This is a genomic window from Vibrio gazogenes (assembly GCF_002196515.1).
Taxonomy (GTDB): Bacteria; Pseudomonadota; Gammaproteobacteria; order Enterobacterales; family Vibrionaceae; genus Vibrio; species Vibrio gazogenes_A.
In genome coordinates this window covers 706,818-729,976 of record NZ_CP018836.1, presented here as the reverse complement: position 1 = coordinate 729,976, position 23,159 = coordinate 706,818, and the positions used below count along the sequence as shown (strand labels likewise).

The following is a 23,159-nucleotide window of genomic DNA, read 5'->3' as shown; positions in this document are numbered from 1 at the left end:
TTTTGACCAATCATGCTATTTTATGCCGTGTACCACGCACTGTGCACTAAATAACGGCATCGATTCTATCGATATATTGTTATCTACAAAATTATAACTAGAAATGATAATTATTATCATTATAATCCTTATTCTAAATAAAGTGATAAGGCAGTCGTAAATGAAAATATCGAACAAGAAGTTTTTACTCCCCATTACGGTTTCAACTTTAATCCCCATTTATGCAGTGGCTCAAGCCCCACAAACAGAAACAATGGTTGTTATGTCGAGCCGGACCGACTTGACGCCGGAAAACTCTGCACAAGTTGTCAGTATTATCACGCAGGAGAAAATTGAACAGCAATTAGCCCTGACCAGTGATAGCTCGCAGGTCTTATCAAACTTGTTGCCAGCATATTCCCCTAATACTCAAAAACTCAACAATAGCAGTCAGACATTCAGGGGACGGTCCGTTCTGTATATGATTGATGGTGTGCCTCAGTCGAACCCGTTGAGAGAGGGGAGTCGTTCAGCACACACGATTGATTTATCGATGGTAGAAAGAATCGAAGTCATCCATGGTGCCACTGCGATTCACGGACTTGGAGCCACAGGCGCTATTATTAACTTCATTACCAAATCAAATAATACCAGTGAGCCACTGAAGCAACATTTTGGTTTGCAATTAACAACCCCGACGAACGATGCAGACACCGATTCACTTGCCTACCGGGCAACTTACAATGCCAAAGGTTCCAAAGATAATTGGGACTATCTGGTCGGTGTGACTGGGGATGTTCAGGGCATTTTCGAAGATGCGAATGGCAATGATGTCGGCTCGGCGACGGTTCGCGGTGATCTGATGGACTCTCGTAGTTATGACGGGTTTGTGAAATTAGGATATTGGTTTAGTGATAGTGAAAACCTGCAATTTGCTGTGAACCAATATCAAGTTAAAGGGCAAATGAATTATACCGGCGTGCCGGGAGATCGGGATAACGGCATTGCGACATCCTCTGTGAAAGGTCGCCCGGTTGGGAAAGCTGCGTTAAATGATGTTCAAACCTACAGTCTGGTTTATACCGATACCGATTTTTCGGGTATGTCACTCAAGGCGCAAACATTTTATCAGCGTTTTGTCGGGCGCTATGGTGCAACAACGTCTTCCAGCTTCCAAGACCCGAGCACTCCAGAAAAAATCTACGATCAGTCGCAAAATGAGTCAGATAAAATTGGGGCTAAATTCAGTTTATCGAAGCAAGGGTTGTTGAACCAAACACTGAATATTACGGGTGGTCTCGACCTTTTGAAAGACACCACGAGCCAGAATCTCATTTTGACCGGACGAACCTATGTGCCGGAAACCACGTACTATAATTACGCACCATTCTTACAACTGGAATACCAACCAATCGAGCGCTTAGTGCTGCAAGCCGGTGTGCGATACGAGAATGCAAAGCTTGATATACCAACCTATCAGACGGTTGCAGCCCGAAACGGCGTGACGGTTGATGGGGGCTCGCCGAGCTTTGATAAAACAGTATATAACGCGGGAGCGGTGTTTAAGCTGACACCAAGTGTGAGTGCCTTTGCCAACTACTCTCAAGGCTTTGGTATGCCAGATGTCGGGAGAGTACTTCGTGGTGTGAAAAAAACCGGACAAGACGTCGATGATTTGATCGACCTCTCACCGATCATCACAGATAACTACGAAGGTGGTTTTCGTATCAATAAAGATAGCCTTGATTTTGAAATCAGTTACTACGAATCCATATCAAAGCTAGGAAGCCGTATTGTTAACAATGGCGGTTTATATACGATCAAGCGGGAAAGAAAAGAAATAAAAGGTGCTGAAGCATCAGTGGGTTATCAGTTCAATCAGCAACATCGATTCGTGACGGGTTATTCTTATATTGAGGGTAAATCAGATACTGATGGTGATAACCAAGTTGATACGAAACTGACGGGTGCAGATATCCCACCAAACCGTTTACGTATTGCCTGGACGGCACAGTGGACACCGGATCTCTTCACAATGCTGCAAGCAAATCATAATTTTGACCGGACATTCGATGACGAGGCGCTTAATTTCAATGGCTATACATTAGTTGATGCTTCCATGGAATACACGCTGCCGGTCGGAAAACTGAGAGTCTCTGTTGCGAACTTACTCAATGAAGATTATTTCACTTATTATTCGCAAAGTGCTTATCAAGATGATGATTTTTACTTCAAGGGAAGAGGGCGCACACTCACGATTGGATATGGACTAAACTTCTAGATCATCTGACACGCCATCTTCAGTTGAATGAAGGTGGCGTTTTTTATACGGATGATGGTCTCTGTGATTACGGTTTTCTTTTACGCAGTAACGGGCAATTACGACAGAATATCATCGGCTCGGTTGCCTTATAGTAGTAACAGCAGGTACGCCGAACCCTGACAGCCTTCGATGGATTCTCAGACATGGATGGCTCAGTGTGATAGCGAGCGATAGGGTTGGCTGGTGTGTTATAGATTTCCGTCGTGTTTTTATCGAGTAAGTAGGCCAAGTCCGATTGTGCGATCATCAATTGTTGTGGCTGGGAAAGATCGCTCAGGATCCATCTTTCGTAAATGCTGAAAATACGTACCGCGACATTTTCCCACAACACAGCCGATGGCACCCGGGTTAACTTGTTCAGTTGGGTCACTAATAAAGATAAATTGCCTTGAAAAGCCTGCGTCAATAAGGTTTGACGCCAATGGTCTCTCGTTTGTAACGGTACGGTAACCTGGATATTTTTAAGCGGCATTTTGGAGCGCCACAGCCGGTTTTCCAATGGATATTCAAAAATACAATTCTCAATCGATACATCTAAGCCCTTGTTGTAACAGGACATCGCATAAAGCATTGGCGCTAAGGTTAGAAAAGCAATGCGTTTGATGACCAGAGAAGCCGTCACTTTCAAGTCAGGGGCACCAATTTCAGGCTGTATTTGCCTGAGCACTTCCAGACAGGTTTCATCGTCCAGTAGCGTGAGCGTATCAACGGATAGCAAAGCCGCACAGCGACTGTCCCTCAACCCGAGTTCTTCTAATTTTTCCCATTCATTACCGAGTAGGGGATGCTTTTCGTTATGCATTGTTTTTGTTGTCATCAGAAAGAGAACGTCCTTTACCATATGGGATACACATCGGGGTACCAAACAGAGGATCCCGGGTGATGTGGCATTTCATACCAAATACGCTTTCAACCATATCAACATCGAGAATATCTTCGGGAGCGCCCTGCCGAAAAACGGTGCCATCTTTGACAGCAATCATTTGGTGCGCATAACGGCAAGCCAAGTTGAGATCGTGAAGAACCATCAAAATGGTGCAATGCTGCTTTTGGTTCAATTCAAACAACAGATCTAAAATTTCTATTTGATGGGTGAGATCCAGATAAGTCGTCGGTTCATCAAGTAACAGGACATCCGTATCTTGCGCCAAAGCCATGGCTATCCATGCTCGCTGTCGCTGACCGCCAGACAGAGACTCAACGCTTTGTTTGGCTAATGCTAGCATGTTGGTATCTAGCAAGGCTTTTTGAACCAAACGTTCATCTTTTTCACCCCAGCTATTTAACCAATTTTGATGCGGGTAGCGGCCTTGCCTGACCAATTGCTCAACGGATAGTCCTTCAGGCGCAACAGGGCCTTGGGGCAGAATCGCTAACCGTCGGGCCACGGCCTTACCGGACTGCTGATTGAGATTCTTGTCATAGAGAAATATCTCGCCCGCCTGTGGTTTGAGTAGGCGAGCCAGTGATTTGAGTAAAGTCGATTTACCACAACCATTACCTCCGACCAGAGCCGTGATCTGATGGGGTTGGATCGTTAAATTAAGCGAGTTGATGATCGGTTTTTTACCGTAGCCAAGTAACAGGCTTTCTGTTTTTAACGGCGCTGTTTTTGACGGATCGATTTCTAACGGATCGTTTGCGAATGGCTCTGTTGCTTGCAAAGAAGTCACCAATTCAATGTCTCTCTTATCTTAAAAGCGCTGACGGTACAGCAAATAAATGAAGAATGGCGCACCGATAGCCGACACAAATACACCTGCCGGTATATCTAACGGTTGAAATAAAGTTCGGCCACATAAATCAGCCAGCATCACCAAACAGGCACCGGTGCAGGCTGTCATTGGCATTAATAAGGCAAAACTTCGTGTGACAAAACGGCGGGCAATATGAGGCGCAATTAACCCCACAAAGCTTACCGCCCCTGCATAGGCGATGGCCGGTGCTGCCATGACGACGCTTAGAAATAACAAACAGACTCTGGTGGACTGTAGTTGAATCCCCAGACCGACAGCGGTTTGGTCTCCCAGTTCTTGTACGTTGATTTTGCGGGCAAAGAACAGAGAAAGAATCAGGCTGACGAGAACCCATACCGCGAGTGCTTTCACATCATCCCAACTGGCCCCATAGACACTGCCTGTCAGCCAGATATAGGCGGTGAGGCTTGTTGATTCTGAGCTGACCGCAATGAGAAAAGTTACAATCGCGCCCATGAAAGCCGATACCCCAATGCCAACTAAAATCAATCGCATCGGCGTCACACCTTTATGCCAGGACATGAGATATATCGATAAGCTGGTGATGAATGCACCACCAATTGCAAAAACAGGTAACCACTCGATACTCAGTATCGCTTTGAAAAAAAAGAGAAAGCATACTGCGGCGGCAGATGCGCCACTGGTAATCCCGATGATATCCGGAGAGGCCAGTGGGTTGCGGATCATAGATTGAAGCACAAGTCCTGAACACCCTAACGCAGCCCCAACCAGCGCAGCCATTAACATACGAGGTAAGCGCAACATTTCGACCACAAATGGAGAGGTTGCATCAGGGGTAAATCGGTTCAATAAGGTCGCGCTCACATCAACGTGCAGTGTACCTATCGCCAACGAGCACCACATCACCAATAAAGTGAATAATACAGAGATGAACAGAACGGTCAGATCTGATATGGATACCGAAAAAGATAGCCAATGACGGCGTACTGTTATTTGTTTATCCATATCGATGTCCTTTCCGGGAGAGGAAAATGAAGAAAGGGGCGCCCAGTAATGCGGTCATCACACCAATCGGTATTACTTGTGGTGCCAGAATGATCCGCCCCAAAACGTCCGCCAGCAGTAACAATATCGCGCCCCAAATCGCACTAAGAGGCAGTAACCATTGATGATTGTTACCGACGACCGCTCTTACCATATGTGGGACGATTAAGCCAATAAAGCCAATGTTTCCGGCGATGGAGACACAAAGACCTGCGAGACTGACGATCAACAGACTCAGGACGATTTTAAGCAAGAAGATACTTTGCCCCAGCCCCGTTGCGATATCGTCTCCGGATAGCAACACATTGATATGTGGGGAAAGTAAGATGGCAGCAAATATCCCTAGATATATATAAGGTAAAAAGGGGGATACGGTGGATAATTCATGCCCGGAGACAGAACCCGCAACCCAAAATAGGACACTGTCTAATCCCTCCTGCCCGATGATGAGGATGCCCTGAGTAAAGGCCATAAATAGCGCTGAAATTGCGGCACCGGCAATGACCACTCTCACGGGAGATAGACCATCACGCCCCATACAGCCTAATCCATACACCAGCCCTCCGCCTAATGCAGAACCTGCAAAAGCGATCCAGATATAGTTATCAAGTGAGCCGACACCCAAAAATTCTGTAAACAAAACAATCAAGAAAACCGCACCGCTGTTAACACCGAAAACCGCCGGAGAAGCCAATGGATTACGGGTCAGTGACTGCATCAGAACGCCAGCGACAGCAAGACCGGCCCCAACAGAACAAGCAATCAAGCTGCGAGATAAGCGTGTTGTTGTGAGAATGACATGATCAATCGAGTTGGGGTCAGTTGACCAAAGTGCGTCCCATGCATTGGTGAATGGAATCGGGTACTGTCCAACCAGCATACTGCTTGTAAAAGCAATCAAAATGAGGAGCAGCGATAAACAGACGATCCCGAAGCGGTCACGATAATTCGATTGAATCAATTTCATAAATAACGCGATTGCTCTTCTGATTTGAGATGATAAAGACTGGATAGCTGGTCGAGTATCAGATTGGCGCCCAAAATACCGCCAGACAATAACCAGCTCGTTCTATCAACGATGTACACTTCACCATTTCTCGGGGCATTAAGGATCTTCCACAATGGGTGGTGACTCCAGCTTCGGTAATTCTGTTGAACGGCTGGATCGTCAGACTGGGGAATGATGAAAAACACATCTGCATTTATGGTGGGCAACGATTCTTTTGATTTGAGTTTCATTCCCCAACCCGCGAAATTATTTGCCTTTGGGAATTGAAATCCGATCGATTTCAATACCATTCCCGGGAAGCTATCTTGTAGATATAAACGTAAATGGTCGGCTCTGACATTGATGATCGATGCTGTGATTGGCCATTTTGTATTGTTTCCCTGAAGCTTTGCTCTGAATTGTGTGACACGGCTGTGCCACTGTCCTAAAAGCTTCGCTTCTTCTGATTCGTGCCTTGTTGCTTTGGCGATAAGTGCCAGCGTTCGTTTAAAGTTGTAAACATTTTCAGTAAAGATGGTTGGCGCGATTTGTGAGAGTTGAGGATAAATTTTCTCATGGCGTGATTTCGAGCCGATAATCAAGTCTGGATGAAGGGCTGCGATTTTTTCCAGATTAGGCTGTGTTTCCAGACCCACATGTACGACGCCTTTTAACGACTCACGTAAATACCGATACGTTGGCTTTTCGGCCCAGGCGTCAACGACGCCTATCGGACGAAGGCCCAAGGCAATGGCAGAATCTGTCGCGCCTTGAAATAAAGTGACGATACGAATCGGTTGCTGAGGAATGTCAGTATTCCCCATCGCATGAGCGACGGATTGAGGCGCAACCTCTCCTGAATAAGCAAAAAAGCTGGAGAATAGGCAGAGGGGGAGGAGAAGCACAGGGTTTAAAATAATTTGACTAACGATTTTATTAACGAAAGCAACAACACTGCGAATGCGCATTCATAAGGCCTTATTGAGCATTTGATTATGATAATGATAAGTATTGTTATTTACATGTTTTCGGTGCTTTAGTCAAATCTGTATATGATTCATCGACACCTTATTCCGCAGAATTTAAACGCGATAAATGCGAAGTAGCAACGTTCTTCACCAAAGCGTTACCGTAAGGTCTCTTGCGATATCGCGTTGCCGCGATACGTTTTCGGTTCGTCTTATGTGCCGGTGTTTGAAAGTCGCCCCCCACTGGTTATTACGCTTGGGTGGTTCGTCAGCCGAGCCCGCGGGCTCTTGCTAACGCAAAGTTATTCGCACGAATAAGCGAGCGACAACCTCTCAACCATAAGTGGTGCAGTTATTCTCTGAATTCGGGTATCTCTGTACATTCATCAAATGGTTGATACATCCACTTTACTCGCGCTTAGTCTCAAAACATTTTGCGATGTTATGTACAGCCGAATTTTGCATAAAGTGTTCTCGGATGATCTATGGAATACGAGCGATAACTTTGATTTCAAAATCAAAGCCGGCAAGCCAATTGACACCCAAAGCAGTCCAGTTTGGATGAGGCGTAGTTTTAAATACAGCTTGCTTGACTGCCATGATGGTTTCAAACTGATTTTCAGGGTCCGTATGAAAGGTTGTCACATCAATGATGTCATCGAAAGTACAGCCTGCTGCTTTCAAAACATGAGTTAAATTTTCAAACGCCAATTCCACCTGCTTTTTAAAGTCTGGCTCCGGACTGCCATCTAACCGGCTTCCGACTTGACCTGATACAAATAAAAGATCACCAGATTTGATTGCGGCTGAATAGCCATGCTCTTGATAAAGAGCATGGCGTTCTGATGCTGCTGGGAAAATAGCTTCACGTTGTGACATGTTTTACCTCAATAAGTACAATTCTGTTTCAAGACGGTGTTTCTGCTACTGAGAGCTTTGAAGCACGACAGACTCCAAATGGAAAATTTCACATGCGGAGCGTAAATCACTATAATTCACATACGCCGCGAATGTCAATTTAATATACGCCACGTATGTAAAGGAGCTTAAAGTAATGAATAAACGCTTAGAAAAAATGGCAGAGACGAAAGCGAAATTGATCACGGCAGCCAGAGCGGCATTTGCAGAGAAAGGATTCACCGCAGCATCAATGGATGATTTGACATCAAGCGTGGGTTTGACGCGGGGGGCCCTTTATCACAACTTTGGCGACAAAGTGGGATTGCTAGCCGCTGTTGTAGAGCAAATAGACTCTGAAATGGCAATCAAAGCACACGCTGAAGGAGAAAAGCACAAAGATGCATGGGAAGGTCTTTTAGCAGAAGGTGCTGCTTACGTAGAAATGGCGATAGTTCCAGAGGTCCAGAGAATCGTGCTGCGAGACGGCCCAGCGTTTTTAGGCGACCCATCTCAATGGCCAAGCCAAAGTGGTTGTCTTCAGTCTACTATCAAAACTCTAGAAACGTTATTTGCGAGTGGTGTTTTGAAGGAAGTTGATATAGAAGCCGCTGCGAGACTGCTCAATGGTGCAACTTTAAACGCGGCTCTGTGGGTCGCTGCCAGTGACACACCGGACGAAGTTCTGCCAAAGGCAATTGATGCGTTTAGAGCGTTATCAACTGGCTTACTAAAGCAATCTTAAACATTCATTATTGCGGTCGTTCATTCAACTCGCAGTCGGGCATTTAACCGCCATTCAGTCATCAAATGGTGATTTTAAATGCGCTCTTCTACTGGTCGCAGTTACATGACAAAAGTGCTGTTGGCTGATTGGACAGCACTGCGCTGGTAATTTCTACCGCACCTCTTTTTTGATTTATTTGGGTATACAACAATTTTTATATTCAACAGTTGTGTTATACGGAATAATGTAGGGGTTGTTTAATCACGGTTTGTACCACTATGTAATTCTGGAGACGTAATATGTTTAGGTTGTTTTTATTGGTATTGGCTTTATTGCCGATTAGCTCGATGGCAGGTAATGGCAGTAAAGGGAAAGTCACATTAATTGAGTTTATGGGTAATGGCGTGATTTTGTTTCGTCATACAGGGGCACACACTGCTATTCCTACATGTGTGGGTAATAACTTCAGAAATAGATGGGCGATTGATGCCAAGACAGATGCTGGTAAAGCTCAACTTTCAGGTTTGCTAACAGCTTATTCGGCAGGAAAGGATGTTACAGTCATTGGCGCAAACAGCTGTTCGTTGTGGGGAGATACTGAAACAGTGAAATATTTCTATATTAGTGGGTAGTGGTGACAAAAGCTTCAAACCGGCAGCCAACGCGCGGCACTTTTGGTTTGCGTTAATTTTAGTGTTTAAGGCGTCATGCAGCAGCTAGTTTTGTGCGTTGTCTGCGGTTTAAGCGATTATATTTCATTCAATATCGAGGGAACGATGCAAGATAAAAGAGTCAAAGACGTATATAACTCTTACTTTCACTTTAATAATGAGAGAACGCTGTCAACCGATTTAGCAAGTGAACTTTTTTCGGCTGAAGTAGAAGGGTGCTCAGTTTTTGTGGACAAAACGCGCAAGTATGATAATCAGATAATTATTCATGGTATGTGTAGCGCAGAAAACTTAGAGAACCATCTGAGGTTATATAAACATGGTTTTTCACCTGAGATTTCGATCGAACCACAGGCCATGACAAATGAGCTGAAAGCATGGTTATCAAGTCATGAGTTTGTGCCAGCTTATGAGCATGAGTTTCTCGAATTAAGGGCGGCAAACTATGTAGCACTTGCTGACGCATCAGAACAAGTACAAGTTGAGCGATGGTCAAATGATCATGTCGATGCGTTTTTAGCTTTACTCAAAACGTCAGGTTTAAAGTGTTCGGACGAAATCTGGGAGAAGAAGCGTTCGCTTTATTGCACCGATACTTTTCGTTGCTATGTTGCAACAATAAATGGTAAGCCGTGTGCTTGGGCGACGAGTTTCATCGAGGATGAATACGTAATATTAGCGAATGCATACACACAGGAGAACTATCGTTCGAAGGGGTGTCAAACGGCCTTACTGAAAGCTCGAATCGAAGATGCAATCTCTTTGGGTATCAAGGTAATTTTAACTGATGTCATGCCAGACAGTACGAGTAGTAAGAATTGTAAATCAGTCGGTTTTAGTCGTGTTGGGATACGAAGTGTGTGGTGCAAAGAATAGAAGTACAGCAAACGAGTATGCCGTCAATCATTGATTTTTACTCAGCCATCACAGCCTTTAATACCAAAAGGCTGTGATGGCTAGAATTCGCTACAGCTTTGAATTGAATCGCATTTTAATCAGCAATATGCGCAAAATGAGAGTTGGTGGTGTTCTTTGTCAGCCCCTTCTTTTATGCTAACGCCATTCATCCACAACCAGCCCCATGTCACGATTATGAAAACAACCCTCGACCATCTGCCCGAATATAAACAGCGTGAGCTGGCGACAATCTCAACCATTCTGCGTGACACGTTAGACGATTATCTGCAAGGCAAAACGGGCAGTAAAAGTGAGTTTCGTATTCTGAAAATCATCCTATTTGGCAGCCATGCCAAGGGGAATTGGGTCAAGGATCCGGTCAATGGTTATATCAGTGATTACGATATTCTGGTGATTGTGAATAAAGCGGCAATGGTGGATGACGATGTGGTCTGGCAACGCGCCAAAGAACTGATTGACCGTAAAGTCACCTCTGCTCCGCTGGGGCTAATCGTTCATGATTTGAATGAAGTGAATAATCGACTGCAACAGGGCCATTATTTCTTTAAAGATATTCGCGAAGAAGGGATTGAGCTGTTTGCCGCCACCCCGAAACCGTTGGCAGAGCCGGGGGATTTAACTGAGGCAGAAAAACGGGAAATCGCCCGTAAGCATTATGGACAGTGGTCTTATTCAGCGCAGCGTTTTTTTCGTTATTATGAAGTTGCTGTTTCTGATGACGATTGGATTCATGCAGCCTTTATGCTTCATCAAGCCACAGAAAAAGCTTATGCCTGCACTTTGCTTACTTGTACCAACTACTTACCCAAATCCCACAATATTGAAAAGCTAAGTAAGCTGTGCGCCCAAATCGATGCTGAATTTACAACAATTTTCCCGCTCGACAACAAGTTTCATCGGCGCAGTTTCCGCCGCCTGCAACGGGCTTATATCGAAGCTCGCTATTCTGAACATTACGAAATCACTGAAGAAGAGCTTCATTATCTGGCAACCGAAGTACAGCGTTTGCAGGCATTAACGGTGCGGGTTTGTCGGGAGAGAATAGGAGAGGTTTGAGCGCACTTTTAACCTTGATTTGCTCAGCCATTGGCTCCGAAATTTGACGCACAATTTAGTTTCTCGATTTCAGAGGCATACTAGATTTGTAAATAACATTTAGGGAATTACTAAATTTTTAAAAAAATAAATAAAATTAATAAATATGTAGTGCTAATATATGATGAGATCAATTAATGATTTTTTGAACCGTATAGTGTATTGACAATCATAAATAGGTGGTGTTGCGTGCGTTATTTGTTATTTATTCTATCAGTATTGATTTTTGGTTGTAGTTCTGGTGTAGATACAAAACAGTCACTAAAGATAGAAGAACAGTCAATAGAAATAAACCAATTAAAACAAACTTCTAGGGATTTGAACAATGAAATAGAAGAGCTGAGAGTAGAGATTAAGCTCAAAAGTAAAGATATCAACACAAATAGTGATGAGCTTGCGGATTTACATTTTCAGCTTGGGAAGGCTCTGAAAAATAAAACAGAAATCAAACAATTAATTGAAAATCTCAAATCAGGGATTATAAGTAATAAATCAGCTATATCAAAAAACAATAAGATTATTTCCGAAATGGCTAATCGGGAAAAACTCAGGAAGCAAAGAGAAAAAGAAACTTTATCTCGTTTAGACAAAATTGAAGAAGAAAAACAAAGGAAATTGGATTCTTTAGAGGGGAAAGCAAGATTAGAATTTCCAAAAATCAATATTAAGGAGTAATCAATTATGGATAAAAATACAAAAACTAATGACAACCAGTTAAACGCACCAGTTGAAAAAAAGGGCCTTGTAATGAATCTAACTCCGGTTACTAGTGCGTTAATCTCGGGATTGGTCTCGGGATTGGTTTCTTTTGGGTATTTTTCAAGTAAAGCTGATTCTATTGATAAAAACACAGATAAAGTTAGTGAGCTAGAAAGCAAATTTATAAAATTAGAGTATGAACTACCTACATATTTTAATAAAAACTTCAAACCTCTCCTCAAAATGGATAATGAGATAAAAAGGCTACAGATCATTGTGGATGCACAAGAAAAAAAAATCTACGAATTAACAGAATTGATTCGAAAAAACCAGTAGAAAGTAACGCATAACAAGATCATTGGACACCCGTTTTCATGACGAACCTAAGGTGTGACTTGTCCTAACATAGGTTGTCACTTTGAGATTAACGCCTGATGTATTTCATAGGGCGTTTTGTATTTTAATGCCATATGGGGGCCATCTCTAAGGGCGACGCTAGAAAAAATAAGAAATAAGCAGGACACGCACCTCAAGGAGTGGATTCGTTAGAGGTTGAAGTCGTTCTAGGTTTTCTAAGCTAGCTCTCGAATTGAATGATTGTTTGCTCGTTTTATGTCGGGGTATTGAATAATTAAGGGCAGTTTTGCGTACCGATAACGTGAATCACCGGTTTGAATGGATGACGAGTGTGGCAACTGAATTGATATTGAACGGTATTGTTCAGGAAATATGAATCCCGAGCATTCTCTGCTTTTTGAGTTGTTGTTTCGCGAGATTAAGCCGTTCGGTTGAACCGACCCAGAGTCTGGGTTTCTTTTCCAGCTCGGTGCAGAGTTTGAGGCATTCCTGCTGAGGCAGAGACAACCGCGTGAGAATGTTGGGTAGGCGTTGGTTAATATCGCCCCGTTTATCTTTCCTGATTTGCCGCTCGACCCAATCAACCAATTCGATATAATCCATCAGTCGGAAAGGAATACCTTGGGGTTTATCCTGATGTTCATAGCCGATGAAATTCACTAAATTGTGGGCTTCAGTTTTTCCTTGCGCCAGTGAAGTCAGTCGGGCTTTAATCGAAGTGTATTCAGACTGCTCGGGTGTGTCAGCCATATTTGCCCTGACCGGATTGAGGTCAACATAGGCCATTGCTGTTAGCAGAGCTTTCTCATCGAGTAAAGCTTGAGATTTAAACCGTCCTTCCCAGAATCGCCCTTTGCACTGGTCTTCTTTATTGGCACGGACGGCAATCTCATGATTGAGCTCTTGCATAAAACAACTGAGGGAATAGAGCCGGTGACGCCAAGTTTCAATGAGTTGGGTGCAGGCATCACGCTCAGCTTGAGAAGTCAGTTGGCCGTCGAGAAGGCGCTGAATGAGCTGGGGGAGTTGATGCTCTTGTCCCCATCGTTCAATGACCTCATGGTCAGAAAGAGAGATAGCCTTCTTTTTATCGATATAGACGACCATATGGTAATGGTTACTCATTACAGCATGAGAGCAAATCCCAATACAGTAGATAGACGCTAATGTGAAAATACGCGATTCCACCCATTCCCGGCGATGTTCATAGGATTTACCACAATAAGGGTCATAACCACATAGAAATGAGCGACGGACACAGCGGGAGACGATGTGATAGTAGGGCGTGACTTCGGGGCAAATGAGTTGTGAGCGGGCAGTGGTCATGGATGCTCTCGGGATGATGATAGATGAGTATTATCGTGGAGGATTGAGTCTGGATAGGGAATCGATTCAACCGCTGATTCCGAGTGAGTTCAAATTTATTGGTCATCAATGCTCAGACTGGTTTCATGATGATGAGAGATTGATTAGAGCGGGTGTCCTTATTTTGCTGCTTATTTTGCTGTTATTTTGCTGTTATTTTGGATTGTCTTATTTTGGTAGAGTGGTTCTGTATAATAAACTGTTGTACGTAAAGATAATATGGACGTAGGAATAATCATGAACAAAGATGAGTTAGTTGAACTAGTAATTAAGTATTTCAAGAAAGTAGACGCAGGTGATCCTAGTTATCTGGATCTGTTTTCAGAGGATGTTGATTTTTTCTTTCCTAAATTTGGACAAGCGAAAGGAAAGAATGCCCTAGTGGAGTTCGGCAATAGAATTGGTAGCTCGTTGATAAGTATTTGGCACGACATAGAAGGCTTTCAAATAACAACCGCTGGAAACAAGGTAATTGTTGAAGGACAGGAGGGTGGTGTAATGAGCGATGGTACTTCTTGGCCAGACAACAATGTTTCCACTGGTCGTTTTTGTAGCGTATTTGAATTTAAAGGAGAAAAAATAAGTCGTATGTATGTGTATGTAGATCCTGATTTTCCAAGCCAAGATTTAGAAAGAATTTCTGTCCTGTCAGGAGAAAGTCACGCATAACAAGGCGTTAAAGAGGGACAGCCAACGCGTGGCATTTTTATTATGCGTTGTTTGTTGTGATTACGGTGTTATGCGGAAGCTTGGCCGCTGCGTTGTCTGCCCCTTAACACGGCGTTAGCTGCCAAGAGGAATTGTATGGAATTTGAATTAGATTTGTCTCCTTCAGACGAGAGCATTAATGAAATTAGAGATGGTTTGGTTGAACATAACTCACAGTATCTGAATGGAATAGAGCGTAATAAAATCGCGTACTACATTACTGAACGTGGGAAGAAAGTCGCAGGCGTAACTGCCGAAATATTTGGGAGTTGGCTACTAATTAATTTTCTTTGGGTAGATAAAGAATTACGCGGTTCTGGAATGGGTAGTGAGTTGATGGCTAAGCTCGAAGCCTATGCAAAATCAAAGGGATGCATGTTCTCATTGGTGGACACCTTTAGCTTTCAAGCCAAACCATTTTATGAAAAGCTCGGCTATGAATGTCAGATGTCTTTAGAGCAGTATCCAGTATCACATGCACGACATTATTTAACGAAGCAAATGGCATAAGCAGCTAACACAAAAATAAGAATAAGCAGGACACGCACCTCAAGGAATCAACATCCTTTTCCTAATCTGACAGAAACATTTTAGAGCATCAGATTTATCACGTGTCCAATTGTGGTTTAACGTAATTAATCAGAGACAGAATGTGTCATTGCATTTTCAGTATTTTGACTAATTGTTGGTAACAAAGGCTCGATGGGCGTAAGTATCTAATTAAAGATGAAGAAAAGTTCTCAATCGAAGGGGGATGGCGGACTGCTAATTCTGGATGATGCCATCAAATTGTTATGATGGCATCGGTTTCAACCAGTTAATCTAAAGCTTATTTGAACATTTCCAGTAGAATTGATATCGAGTTATGAGCGGTTGTATTTTTCATCTCATCATAAGTAAGTGATGCAGAGCCATCAGCTTTGTCTGAAATAGTACGAATCACAACGTAAGGGATATTAAACTGGTCAGCCACTTGTGCCAGAGCTGCGCCTTCCATTTCAACCGCTTTAGCTTGGAATTCTTGATACAAAAATGCTACTTTTTTCTTATCTGCTATAAATTGGTCACCAGAAACAATCGTTCCTGTTGTTACTTTATCTTCACCTAAAACAGAATGAGCAGCCTTCAATGCCTGATTAACCAGTGACTCAGAAGGTAAAAATTCTCGATTTTCATAACCATCAAGCAAGCCTATAGGGTTACCGAAAGCTGTTAAGTCTACATCATGTTGCACTAATGCCGTTGAAATGACTACATCCATAGGTTCTAAATCTGGAGAGCAAGCACCTGCAATCCCAGTAAATATAATTGAAGTGACATTAAATTTGGACGCAAGCAATGTTGTAGTGAGCGCTGCATTTACTTTTCCGACACCAGATTTTGTAACGATGACTGGCTTCTTATTTAGTTCACCAATATAAAAAATATGGTTTCCAATGGTTTCGTGCTTAACATTGGTTAGTTTGGGCAGAATACCTTCAATTTCTACATCCATTGCACCAACAATGGCAATACGCGCTACAGATGCAAAGCAGTTAAAAGAAAAGAGTGTTAGCAACAGGGCAAAAATACGAAACATGAAAAATCTCCTTATTAATGATGGAGATATTACGCTACATGCTTCACTCAGGCAATCGTTTGCTTACGTCGGACGGACTATTCGTATAGCGGTCGTATATGTGTGTTCATCAGAATGGAATGATTACGGATAGCATTTGCAGTCCAAAGAATAGGCGAAATTTGTCTAGGAGAACGGTGGTTATTCAGTCGCTGTTTTCTGATAAAAACAACGCCAAATTACTCGCTGGTGAATAAAGCGTTATGATTCTCTCTCAAATGGATACAATTGGTAGGGAGCAGGCCGTAAATCTGATAAAATCCAAGCCTTCCAGTAATCGTGTTGATAGCACTGGATTTACCTGAAACTAGGAACTATTTTGACCAATAATGATATTTTACCCCGTGTACGTTATACCTTTGATTTAAAAGACAATGTAATGACTGAAATTTTCTCTTTAGCAGACTTTACTGTGACAGATGAACAAGTCATTCGTTGGCTAAAAAAAAGAAGACGATGAGTCTTTTGTTGAACTTAGTGACACCGAGTTGGCTATATTTCTGAACGGTTTTATCAATTTTAAGCGTGGTAAACGTGAAGGTGAACAGCCTAAGCCAGAAGAGAAGTTAACTCATAATATTGTACTCCAGAAGTTACGCATTGCTTTGAACTTGAAAGCGGAAGATATCTTAGAGATTATGCAACTTGTAGATTTTCGTTAAAGTAAGCATGAACTCAGTGCATTTTTCCGTAAGCCGGATAATAAGCACTATAGAGAGTGCAAAGACCAAATTCTTCGCAACTTCTTGTTAGGTCTTCAGCATCAGTTGCGCCCAAGTGGTGATGAATCCGAATCATAACAAGCCAATTTAATTGAAGTGGTTTATCGTTGGCGGTTGCAGTTTAGCGTTACACAAACACTTTAATTTTATTGGTGTACACAATTAAACGGAACGTTATGCTTTGATTGCATATATACGGAGTATAAATTAATGGGCTATTTTATATATTTAGGTATATGTATTGTAGCGACAGCTAGCCCCGGACCTGCGATATTTTTGTCTATTAAAAATGGCGCAAAATATGGGCTTTCAAAAGCACTTATAGGTGTTGTCGGCAATGTTGCAGCAATGCTCACTTTGGCCTCAGTGTCGGCGGTAGGTTTAGGCGCCGTAATTCTAGCGTCTCCGTTGTTGTACACTGCTATAAAAGTTATAGGTGGCTTGTATCTGATTTATCTAGGTGTAAAGGCATGGTGCTCTAAACCTCTATCTCATACGGAACCCGTACGAAAAACAAGCTGAAGAGATTGAATTTAACTAATTAGATAACAAGTCGAATCAATTGATAAAAATACATATCACGAATTTTGGCACCCCAAATATAGCACCATGTATTTTTGCAACTGTTGTCAGCGTTAACTCACTTAATAGGAATTACAGTATGTCTGTAGATTGGGCAAATAGACAAAGAGATACAAATAAATTAGTACGTATAGTTGCAGAATATGTCTTCGATCAAAATGAAATTTCAGCGGAGCAACTCTATGGTTTATCAAAATTATCTTGGATTACTAATAGTTATGAAGGTGAAAATGCTGGCTATTTATCAAGCACGAAAATTCCTGCTTTAGCTGCGATATTTAATCGAGACTACGATAGATTAACCATTCAAGAAGTTGCTGAGGATGTTGCAAAAATAATTAAGAATCCCAACGTCACAGAATGGATTTTGAAACACACGGGCTTTACTCATTTCTATAAAGCATATCGTAATAGTGTTTACGAGTGGGTAAAAGATAATTTTGAAGTTCTATTGCCTATGTACAAGCGTGCTTTTCTAGCGCAAAGCTCACAAGATCGTAGAAATATTGTCATCGAGATAGCCAGATCATCAGGAATACCAAAAGCTAATCACCCAGATCAATTGATGAAGCCTGAGTATTTCTTAACGCCCACATTCTTCACGCTCGACGCAGAGATTAAGTTTCCACTTATAAATGGAAATGAATGGGTTAAAAACCTATTAAAAAAACTAGAAGTTCAAGGTCGAAGCTTACCAGAACAATATGATGCCATGGTTGAACTATACGGGGTTGGTGGAATTGTCGACGCTGCAGACTTGGACCAAGTAGGACGGGATATTCCTGACTTTATCAGCGCACCCGGGAAAAGTGCAAAAAAGAAACTTCTAGAGGGGAAAGGCACTAGAAGCCCCTCAGCACTCCCATTAAAGGATGAGAATGATGTAGAAGTCATTAAGAGCTCAGGAACAATCAAGCAAAGAAGAATTCATAACCAGTTAACAAATAAATTATTAGATAGCCTTTCTAGCTTTACCCTCCTCGAAGGTTGTGACGATTCTTGTATGTTTGACGTACTTGTATGGAATTATGATAGTGATGAAAATGATCTAATAATAGAAGTAAAAAGTTCTATAGAGAAATCAAACATACGAATGGCTATCGGTCAGTTATATGATTATTGGTATGAGCTAAAAGGTGATAAAGAGCCGCATATATCGATTCTGCTACCAGAGCGACCAGATGATAGAGCTATACAGTTCTTAGATTGGATGGAGATTGGTATGCTGTGGTATGAAGGTGACGATCTACACACATCATCAGATTGGCTTAACCATATAGCAACCGTAAGCTAACGAAAAAATCCAGGTGACGCCTATGGTGCACCTGATTTAGGCATTAAAAATATAAGTAAATCACATACAAATAAAGTATCAACAGGCCGATGAATCTGACGGTGAGTTGCTGGCTGATATCCGAGTCAGTGCGATGAAACCTAGCCCATATACATATACAGCCCCTAGCTATCAAGGCGAGGAAGCAGATCCGCAACGCCCGGCAAAAGTAATCGCGTACCAAATCACTGCTCCTCAATGTTTATTTCCCCAGCCTCCACCCCCGATTTTATTTCTTACTCAGAACTACACGCACTCATCTCATGCCACTTATTGTCCTTATAACAGAGCTTTGGCGGTGTTGCCGATAGATCAGCGGTTTGGCGGCTGCCATTGTCACTGAAAATTACATTCAGTGAAGACAACGTCTGATGGAAATCATAGCAATAGCTGTTGTTTTCCGCGGTCATGGCCACGCCCGGCCATGAGACGGTATTGACCGGAGCGGTGGCCTCAACATTCCAGAAATAGAGATAAGGCTGAGCAAAATTTTGCTGGTTGTCATAACACACTTTGTTGTTTTGCACCGTCGGATTGCCACCCTCTCCCGGTTTGAGTGAAAAGCCACACTCACGCAGTGACTTCCAGTCGCCGTTGAAGTAACAAGTACCGGATTGCGTGGTGAAATCGGCCGTTTGCGAGGCGCCTTGGTCCGAGAAAATTACATTCAGTGTTGTCAGCTGGGTCGCGGGCTCAAAACAAGCAAAGTCACCATTTTTCGCCATCGCGACGCCGGGCCAGCTTGTCGCTGCCAATGCATCGCTTGGCTCGACATGCCAATAGTACAGAGATGGTTGGTTAAAGGTGGTGTTTTTATCGTAGTAGCAGATTGCATGCTCACTCACGGCTGTTGCAGGAACCGGCTCGTTTGGTTGGGGCGTGGTTCCGCCTGAGATTTTAGCACCGACGTGAATTGCCGCAGCATTTTGTAAAGATACATGAAATGTGGCGTTGCCCTGACTATCGACATGAATGATATTGCCGCTGCACGCCCGACGACCCGAATCGAAATTACCGGAAATAATGTCACAGTAGTCCCCTTCAGGCATGCCGGTGCTCAGGGTTTTGTCTAATGCCGCGGTATCACTGCGGTTAATCACGACAAATCCCAGTCCGCCACGGCCGAATGCGATTTGATTACTACCGTTATCCCACCAGTGAGTGACTTGCTGCTGTGATGCGGTCTCGTTGCGGAAGGCCACCATGTTTGCGACGCCGCGCCATTGATGGGTACAGATCCAGTCGCCACCATTAAAACGACAGGCATTGCCTGAATGGACTCCCGTTGCCGGCGGTGCATCATCGCTGTGGTTAAATTGATAACCGGACATGATTTTCGGATAGCCGTAAGGGTAGGCCAGCATGAAGACATTGCCGAGCATGTATAAATTGCCCTGATCTTTATAGGTCAGTTCATTGCTGGCATTGGTGCGTTCATCATCATGATTGGTGACGAAGACAACCGCATCATCGCTGGGGAGCCAGCCGCTCCAGTGATTTAATTCTTTTAACTCATTGATGTGACCGTTTTTAAATTTACTGCCGAGAGTGCGGGCAAAGTTAAATTCCGTGACATCGCCATTGCCAACATATTCTGAAGGTTGGATCGGTTCGCCGCCAGCACCGATGACTTCCTGAAAGATGTATGGATTGCCGTTGAGTTTACTTTTTATCGCAGCAATATCGGCTGCCGGAATATGTTTGGCCGCATCAATTCTGAAACCGGCAACGCCCATACTGATGGCATCATTCATATAGTCCGCGATTTTCTGTCGCACATAGTCTGATTCGGTTTTTAAGTCGTTCAGCCCCACCAAGTCACAGTTTTGCACTTGCCAGCGATTGCTGTAATTAATATTGTCCGTGCAGTTATGAAAATCGTTGGGGCCATAAGGGACATCGGGGAAACTCCGATTTAACGCTGCCATATGATTGATAACCGCATCCAGATAGATATCGACACCAGCCGCTTTACACCGGCTCACCATATCTTTGAACTGTTCGCGATTGCCACTACGACTGTCGAACTGATAGCTCATCGGCTGATAGCGAGACCACCACGCCGCGTTATCGATACTTTTCTGCGGTGGCGAAATCTGGACGGCCGCGAACCCTTTTGGCCCCAAAAAATCTTCACACTCCGTCGCAATATCTGACCAGTGCCATTCAAATAAATGAACAAAAGTCGTTTTGGGCGCGTCCTGTGCGTACACTGGCGATAGCCCCCACAGGCTGCCGCATAGCATTATTCCGGTTAATAGTTTGTGATTCATATTCTCGTCCTAACCATTCCAATTGGTGTTCATTGTTCCATCAACATGTGTTTGGTTTCGTTAACGTGTCACTCAAGGGTTTTCATATTCACGCAGCAACACATCAACAACACCTATCATAGAAACAAATCATAGCGGAGAGCTCATCCACGGCTGCAGATGATGGGGAGGAATTCGACAGGCGTAGAATTGCATCAACCGTTTATTGTGTGAGAGCTGTCACTGATTCGGGGATGAGAGGCGTGAATCGATGCTAAAGGGCATAAGGATCCTGAAACCAAAGTCTCCTGAAACCACAGCATCTTGAAACAACAGTACCTTGAAACAACAGCAGCTTACCGGATGATGCAGCCATCGTTCGGCTTCAGTGTGCGCATCTTCAAAATAGTTGAGCGCTTTTTACAGAAATTGATATGCTGAGTGAATCGGATATCAAAGGACATGAGATGATTCACTTATATTTGCTGCGACATGGGAAAACCGAGGGGAAGCCAGCACTGAACGGGCATACGGATGTCGGTGTCGATGAAGTGACTCAACAAACGATGGCGCGTGCTTTACTGACCGATTATCAGTTTCAGACCATCTATACCTCGCCTTTAACCCGGTGCCGCTATCTGGCAGAACAATTAACGGCATTGGATCCGGCGCTGCATTTAACCGTGGATGAACGGTTCAAAGAGCAGAATTTCGGTCGGTTTGATGGGGTGCCGTTCGATGCGTTGCAAAACGAATGGGAGACCTTAGAAAAGTTTTGGATGGATCCGGCACATGCGCCCCTGCCGGAGGCTGAGTCATTGGCTCACGGTGTAGCACGCGTGACCGAAGCGTGGGAAGCCCTGATTGAACAATGCCAGCATGATAGTTTGATTATTACGCATGGCGGTCCGATTCGTTTTATCCTCGCACATGTGCTGGGGCTGGACTGGCAGAATCCGCGCTGGTACACCGGACTGGCGATTGCGAATCAGAGCGTCACACATCTCACCCTCAACCGCTATCAGGGGCAGGCTTATCTGACCGTTAACAGTATTGCATGTCCGTTAACGGTTTGAAGGCCGGTTGTTCTCACCACGACGACGCCATGAACGCTTCTAACTCACTGATATGGCGACAAGTTGTCTGAAACGAAAGCGTGGTATGTTTTGCCGCAACACCGCCAATGACAATCAATGCGGGAGATTTGATCTGAGCTTCTGCGACACGCTGGGCAATATTGGCAACAGTGCCGGTGACCACTTGCTGATTGTCCCGGCTGGCATAACGAACCACAGCCGCCGGGGTACTGACCGGTTTACCGCCATCCATCAGTTGTTGACAGATATGCTTGATTTGGCTCATGCCCATGAGAATCACCAGCGTTCCGTCCAGTCTGGAAAACTGTGTCCAGTCGAGCGGATCTTTCCCCTGTTGCAAATGGCCGGTGACCACATGAAAAGACGACGCACAGTCACGATGTGTGACCGGAATTCCTGCATAGGCGAGTCCGCCAATCGCTGAACTGATACCGGGAATCACTTCAAATGCAATATCGAATGCGGCCAGTGCTTCGGCTTCTTCGCCGCCGCGGCCGAACACGTAAGGATCACCACCTTTCAAACGCACCACATTGTGCCCCTGCAACGCAAACTGGATCAGACAGTCATTGATATCATCCTGAGGAATGGGATGATAATTAGGCAATTTGCCGACATTGATCATTTTGCAGTGGGGTGGTGCTTCCTGCAAAATTTCATCGCTGACCAAACGGTCATAGACGATCACTTCTGCCTGACGGATACAGTAAAGTGCTTTCACGGTCAGCAATGTCGGATCGCCCGGCCCGGCACCTACCAACCATACTTTGCCTTTCATCGTCTTACCTCATATTGATTCATTGGTCGGAGTGACCGTAACGCTGATTAAACGATTCGTTTATTGAGCATTTCGCTTATTGAACACTTCGCTTATTGAACACTTCGCTTATTGAACACTGCCCGTCAGAAAAGATCGTTGATCCAGAAGGGGGTTATATGCCAGCAATGAATATTTTTTGGGAAGGTGATGGACTGCTGAGGAATCAGCATTGCTTTGGTTATGTGACGATAAATTGATGATTATCAATGTAATCTGGCGTTGTTATGTCAGGGTGTTGATACGAATAAACATCATTGCTTTGATGCGAATCCGTTATC

At 43.7% G+C, this 23,159-nt stretch carries 22 protein-coding genes and 1 pseudogene; 13 read left to right on the top strand and 10 right to left on the bottom strand.

What is annotated here, in order from left to right:
- The first annotated feature begins 160 nt into the window (after positions 1–160).
- Positions 161–2,260 carry a TonB-dependent receptor gene (locus tag BSQ33_RS18950; protein ID WP_021021091.1) on the top strand — a complete coding sequence of 700 codons (2,100 nt, stop codon included), beginning with the start codon at positions 161–163 and terminating at the stop codon, positions 2,258–2,260.
- A 67-nt stretch (positions 2,261–2,327) separates the two neighbouring features.
- On the opposite strand, the gene BSQ33_RS18945 is transcribed toward BSQ33_RS18950, so the two are convergent.
- The 6 genes from BSQ33_RS18945 to BSQ33_RS18920 all read right to left on the bottom strand — a co-directional run bounded on the left by BSQ33_RS18945 (position 2,328) and on the right by BSQ33_RS18920 (position 7,899).
- Entirely contained in the window at positions 2,328–3,119 is a 792-nt protein-coding gene (locus tag BSQ33_RS18945) for an IucA/IucC family C-terminal-domain containing protein (protein WP_198298192.1), read from the bottom strand.
- The gene (locus tag BSQ33_RS18940; RefSeq protein WP_198298238.1) at positions 3,097–3,861 is read right to left on the bottom strand and encodes an ABC transporter ATP-binding protein; all 765 of its coding nucleotides are present in this window, start codon (positions 3,859–3,861) and stop codon (positions 3,097–3,099) included. The genes BSQ33_RS18945 and BSQ33_RS18940 overlap by 23 nt, the downstream gene beginning before the upstream one ends.
- Before the next feature lie 135 nt (positions 3,862–3,996).
- Positions 3,997–5,025: a FecCD family ABC transporter permease gene (locus tag BSQ33_RS18935; protein ID WP_088134931.1), complete on the bottom strand. Its 1,029-nt coding sequence runs from the start codon at positions 5,023–5,025 to the stop codon at positions 3,997–3,999.
- Complete coding sequence (locus BSQ33_RS18930; RefSeq protein WP_088134930.1) at positions 5,018–6,031, bottom strand: FecCD family ABC transporter permease; 1,014 nt, start codon at positions 6,029–6,031, stop codon at positions 5,018–5,020. The genes BSQ33_RS18935 and BSQ33_RS18930 overlap by 8 nt, the downstream gene beginning before the upstream one ends.
- Complete coding sequence (locus BSQ33_RS18925) at positions 6,028–7,020, bottom strand: ABC transporter substrate-binding protein (RefSeq protein WP_088134929.1); 993 nt, start codon at positions 7,018–7,020, stop codon at positions 6,028–6,030. The genes BSQ33_RS18930 and BSQ33_RS18925 overlap by 4 nt, the downstream gene beginning before the upstream one ends.
- Positions 7,021–7,503: 483 nt before the next feature.
- Positions 7,504–7,899, bottom strand: a complete 396-nt coding sequence (locus tag BSQ33_RS18920; protein WP_021021085.1) for a RidA family protein — start codon at positions 7,897–7,899, stop codon at positions 7,504–7,506.
- A gap of 175 nt (positions 7,900–8,074) precedes the next feature.
- Here BSQ33_RS18920 and BSQ33_RS18915 point away from each other — a divergent pair, with 175 nt between their 5' ends.
- The 6 genes from BSQ33_RS18915 (at position 8,075) to BSQ33_RS18890 (ending at position 12,363) form a co-directional block, all read left to right on the top strand.
- Positions 8,075–8,662, top strand: coding sequence for a TetR/AcrR family transcriptional regulator (locus BSQ33_RS18915; protein WP_021021084.1), 588 nt, complete (start codon positions 8,075–8,077; stop codon positions 8,660–8,662).
- A gap of 281 nt (positions 8,663–8,943) precedes the next feature.
- Positions 8,944–9,276 carry a hypothetical protein gene (locus BSQ33_RS18910; RefSeq protein WP_088134928.1) on the top strand — a complete coding sequence of 111 codons (333 nt, stop codon included), beginning with the start codon at positions 8,944–8,946 and terminating at the stop codon, positions 9,274–9,276.
- Between the two features lie 144 nt (positions 9,277–9,420).
- Positions 9,421–10,191: a GNAT family N-acetyltransferase gene (locus BSQ33_RS18905; RefSeq protein WP_088134927.1), complete on the top strand. Its 771-nt coding sequence runs from the start codon at positions 9,421–9,423 to the stop codon at positions 10,189–10,191.
- A gap of 216 nt (positions 10,192–10,407) precedes the next feature.
- A complete protein-coding gene (locus BSQ33_RS18900) occupies positions 10,408–11,289 on the top strand; it encodes a HEPN domain-containing protein (protein ID WP_157721442.1) in 882 nt (293 codons plus the stop codon).
- A 228-nt stretch (positions 11,290–11,517) separates the two neighbouring features.
- Complete coding sequence (locus tag BSQ33_RS18895) at positions 11,518–12,003, top strand: hypothetical protein (RefSeq protein WP_088134925.1); 486 nt, start codon at positions 11,518–11,520, stop codon at positions 12,001–12,003.
- Positions 12,004–12,009: 6 nt separating this feature from the next.
- Entirely contained in the window at positions 12,010–12,363 is a 354-nt protein-coding gene (locus tag BSQ33_RS18890) for a hypothetical protein (protein ID WP_088134924.1), read from the top strand.
- A 384-nt stretch (positions 12,364–12,747) separates the two neighbouring features.
- On the opposite strand, the gene BSQ33_RS18885 is transcribed toward BSQ33_RS18890, so the two are convergent.
- Positions 12,748–13,710: a transposase gene (locus BSQ33_RS18885; RefSeq protein WP_088134923.1), complete on the bottom strand. Its 963-nt coding sequence runs from the start codon at positions 13,708–13,710 to the stop codon at positions 12,748–12,750.
- Positions 13,711–13,986: 276 nt separating this feature from the next.
- Between BSQ33_RS18885 and BSQ33_RS18875 the strand changes: the two genes are divergently transcribed.
- A complete protein-coding gene (locus BSQ33_RS18875) occupies positions 13,987–14,418 on the top strand; it encodes a nuclear transport factor 2 family protein (RefSeq protein ID WP_027694302.1) in 432 nt (143 codons plus the stop codon).
- Between the two features lie 135 nt (positions 14,419–14,553).
- Positions 14,554–14,967, top strand: a complete 414-nt coding sequence (locus BSQ33_RS18870) for a GNAT family N-acetyltransferase (protein ID WP_021021074.1) — start codon at positions 14,554–14,556, stop codon at positions 14,965–14,967.
- Between the two features lie 319 nt (positions 14,968–15,286).
- Here BSQ33_RS18870 and BSQ33_RS18865 read toward each other — a convergent pair whose 3' ends face one another.
- Positions 15,287–16,036 (bottom strand): 5'-methylthioadenosine/adenosylhomocysteine nucleosidase, encoded by a 750-nt coding sequence (locus BSQ33_RS18865; protein ID WP_021021073.1) that lies wholly within the window; start codon positions 16,034–16,036, stop codon positions 15,287–15,289.
- 358 nt (positions 16,037–16,394) lie between these two features.
- On the opposite strand from BSQ33_RS18865, the pseudogene BSQ33_RS18860 reads away from it, so the two are divergent.
- The 3 genes and pseudogenes from BSQ33_RS18860 (at position 16,395) to BSQ33_RS18850 (ending at position 18,673) form a co-directional block, all read left to right on the top strand.
- Positions 16,395–16,875 (top strand): annotated as a pseudogene (locus BSQ33_RS18860) (DUF1456 family protein).
- Between the two features lie 132 nt (positions 16,876–17,007).
- Entirely contained in the window at positions 17,008–17,319 is a 312-nt protein-coding gene (locus BSQ33_RS22275) for a LysE family translocator (RefSeq protein WP_088134921.1), read from the top strand.
- Positions 17,320–17,458: 139 nt separating this feature from the next.
- Positions 17,459–18,673: a hypothetical protein gene (locus BSQ33_RS18850; RefSeq protein ID WP_088134920.1), complete on the top strand. Its 1,215-nt coding sequence runs from the start codon at positions 17,459–17,461 to the stop codon at positions 18,671–18,673.
- A 275-nt stretch (positions 18,674–18,948) separates the two neighbouring features.
- Here BSQ33_RS18850 and BSQ33_RS18845 read toward each other — a convergent pair whose 3' ends face one another.
- On the bottom strand, positions 18,949–20,985 hold the full coding sequence (locus BSQ33_RS18845) for a starch-binding protein (RefSeq protein WP_088134919.1): 2,037 nt from the start codon (positions 20,983–20,985) through the stop codon (positions 18,949–18,951).
- Between the two features lie 446 nt (positions 20,986–21,431).
- On the opposite strand from BSQ33_RS18845, the gene BSQ33_RS18840 reads away from it, so the two are divergent.
- Positions 21,432–22,040 carry a histidine phosphatase family protein gene (locus BSQ33_RS18840; protein ID WP_088135302.1) on the top strand — a complete coding sequence of 203 codons (609 nt, stop codon included), beginning with the start codon at positions 21,432–21,434 and terminating at the stop codon, positions 22,038–22,040.
- Between the two features lie 13 nt (positions 22,041–22,053).
- On the opposite strand, the gene cobA is transcribed toward BSQ33_RS18840, so the two are convergent.
- Positions 22,054–22,839: a uroporphyrinogen-III C-methyltransferase gene (gene cobA / locus BSQ33_RS18835; RefSeq protein ID WP_088134918.1), complete on the bottom strand. Its 786-nt coding sequence runs from the start codon at positions 22,837–22,839 to the stop codon at positions 22,054–22,056.
- Between the last annotated feature and the right edge of the window lie 320 nt (positions 22,840–23,159).